This window comes from Okeania sp., assembly GCF_983059655.1.
The window spans coordinates 1-2,452 of the sequence record NZ_CEZPJD010000628.1 but is presented as its reverse complement, the minus strand read 5'-3'; the positions used below and the strand labels follow the sequence as shown (position 1 = coordinate 2,452).

Here is a 2,452-nt window from a genome sequence, read left to right as displayed (position 1 = left end):
AAGGAAGAAGATTATACCGTTTCACGGAAGTTATAAGTTATTAAGTAAAAAATCAAAAGTCAAAAGTCAAAAGTCAAAAGTAAGATTTTATAAACTTAAAAGTGAATAGGAAGTAAAAACTCAATGAGATCATATCCTGTAGCATCCTTTGTGTATAAAATTAAGGTGACAATAGGAGAAAACCTTCTCCCTTTCTTCCACCAAAGTCTAATTATTCAACCGGAAATGATTATGATGAGACTTGAGTTTATTAGTTGATACGCTGTAATTCCTCAGCAATAATCTCTTGCATAACACTCTTAATTTTTGGATTTAGTACCTGAGCTGTTCTTTGCATAGATTCTTGAAACAATTGTGGCATAAATTCAATAGTTTTCCTGCCAGTTGGAGTTTGATAAAATTCAATTAATGCCTGCAAATCTTCTTCTGTAAAATATTTATCATAGATAGGATAGTAAACTTCTTCAACAATTTGTTGATAGCTAATACGTTCGAGAAACATCTGATTAGATTTCTGGATAATACTGGTCATTTCTTGGTTAAATTTATTTGTTACTTGTTGCCTTTCTTCGGGAGAAAGTTGTTGATTTGCAACTAATTCAGAAGTTAAAATAGAACTGAATTGTTGTTCCATCTGAGACAACATAGCTCGAATTACTTCTTGAAATGTTTTTTCTCCTCCTATCAGTTCCAGATATCGATCGATCAGTTGTTGTTTGTTTGTAGAAGTTTTCTGGGATATTCTCAAATTAGATTCAGAATAATTAGGAAACATTTGAGAGTTAGCAACTTCAGAATTTAGGAAAAATAATGAAGAAGTTAAACTAATTAGCAATATTTGTTTTAACATGAGTCAGATTAAGTTAAGTTGATTAGAGGTAGACGTATAATCAAAAATGGAGCCTTAACTCCAACATTTTCTGCGGTCTTGATTCTAATAATTATAACATAATGATTTTTTTGCAAGATTTAATTATCGATATTTTAGGAAACAGAAAAGAATAAAAATAGGTGTATCTTACTGATAAATATCATACTCTTAATAAATTGAGATAGAGCTAACCTTTGAGTAGCTTGAGTAGAGCGATCGCCAAACCTAACAAGCTAACTTATACCAATTTCATACAATATTAATATGATGCTTTAGTCTGTTGGTGTAAATCTAAAGATTAATACTTTATAGCGCTGTGCGCAGGCAATAGGCAGCTTTGCTGTAGGCAGTAGGGGGGATAAAAAGCTTATGATATAAAACTTTTAGCTATTGGACACCTCCTGAAATTTGTAAATATGCCAGCGTACATTGCTATAACTCGCTGTCAAATAAAAGCTTTGAGCTATCAGCTTGGGGTTAGAATTTCCATCCACTTCTTGCTTTTTCCTTCTTGCCTCTTCCTTCTTAAAATTAACTATGAATAACTATGAATATTATATCGGTGGTAGTCTTCCACTTCACGCCATAACTTATGTTAAAAGACAAGCTGATGAAGACTTATATCAAGGTTTAAAAAACGGAGAATTTTGCTATGTATTAAACTCCCGACAAATGGGAAAATCTAGCTTGCGGGTCAAAACCATGCAACGCTTACAAAAGGAAAATATTGCCTGTGTCACTATAGATATGACAGAAATCGGCACTTCTGATATTACCGCCTCAGAATGGTACGCCAGTATTATTGATACGATTTTGACTGACTTAAATTTAGATGATGATTTTGATATTGAAAAACTGTGGGAAGCTAATAGTCAACTTTCCAATGTCAGGGGATTTAGTAAATTTATTGGTGAAAAATTATTGCCTTCAATTTCTCAAAATATTGTGATTTTTATTGATGAAATAGACAGTACCATCAGCCTACCTTTTAAGATTGATGATTTTTTTGCAGTTATCCGAGATTGTTATAACAAACGGGCAGATAATTCAGATTATCAACGCTTGACTTTTGCCATGATAGGAGTCGCAACTCCGGCAGATTTAATTAAGGAAAAAAAACGCACTCCTTTTAATATTGGTAAACCCATAAAATTAACAGGTTTTCAGTTAGCTGAAGTAGAACCCTTAGCAAAAGGTTTAGTAGAAAAAACTACCAATATTAATAAGTTGATGGAAGTAATTTTAGATTGGACTGGAGGCCAACCGTTTTTGGCCCAGAAAGTTTGTAAGTTAATTAAGGATAGTCCAGAAATTGTACCTGATGGCCAGGAGGCAGGATGGGTAGCCGATTTAGTGAGACAGAGAATAATAGACAATTGGCAAATACATGATGATCCAGAACATCTCAAGACCATTCGCGATCGCCTCTTGGTCAACGAAAAACGGGCAAGTCGGTTATTAGGTTTGTATCAGCAAGTTTTGAATAGTGGGGGAGTAGTGGCAGATGACAACCCCGACCAAATGGAGTTAGGTCTCACAGGTTTAGTAGTAAAACAGGAAGAGCGGTTACAAGTTGCTAAC

The 2,452-nt window shown here is 34.0% G+C and carries 2 protein-coding genes; one reads left to right on the top strand and one right to left on the bottom strand.

Translation table 11 applies throughout. The features are described 5' to 3' along the window. Positions 1-250: 250 nt before the first annotated feature. Complete coding sequence (locus AC3DU7_RS25540) at positions 251-850, bottom strand: DUF2059 domain-containing protein (RefSeq protein WP_488042090.1); 600 nt, start codon at positions 848-850, stop codon at positions 251-253. A 558-nt stretch (positions 851-1,408) separates the two neighbouring features. Between AC3DU7_RS25540 and AC3DU7_RS25535 the strand changes: the two genes are divergently transcribed. Then, positions 1,409-2,452, top strand: a 1,044-nt coding sequence (locus AC3DU7_RS25535) for an AAA-like domain-containing protein (protein WP_488042089.1), incomplete at its 3' end; no start/stop codon positions are given.

What these genes read in the sequence shown, in the direction of transcription:
- AC3DU7_RS25540 (WP_488042090.1), bottom strand. Translation starts at nt 850, where the DNA reads ATGTTAAAACAAATATTGCTAATTAGTTTAACTTCTTCATTATTTTTC.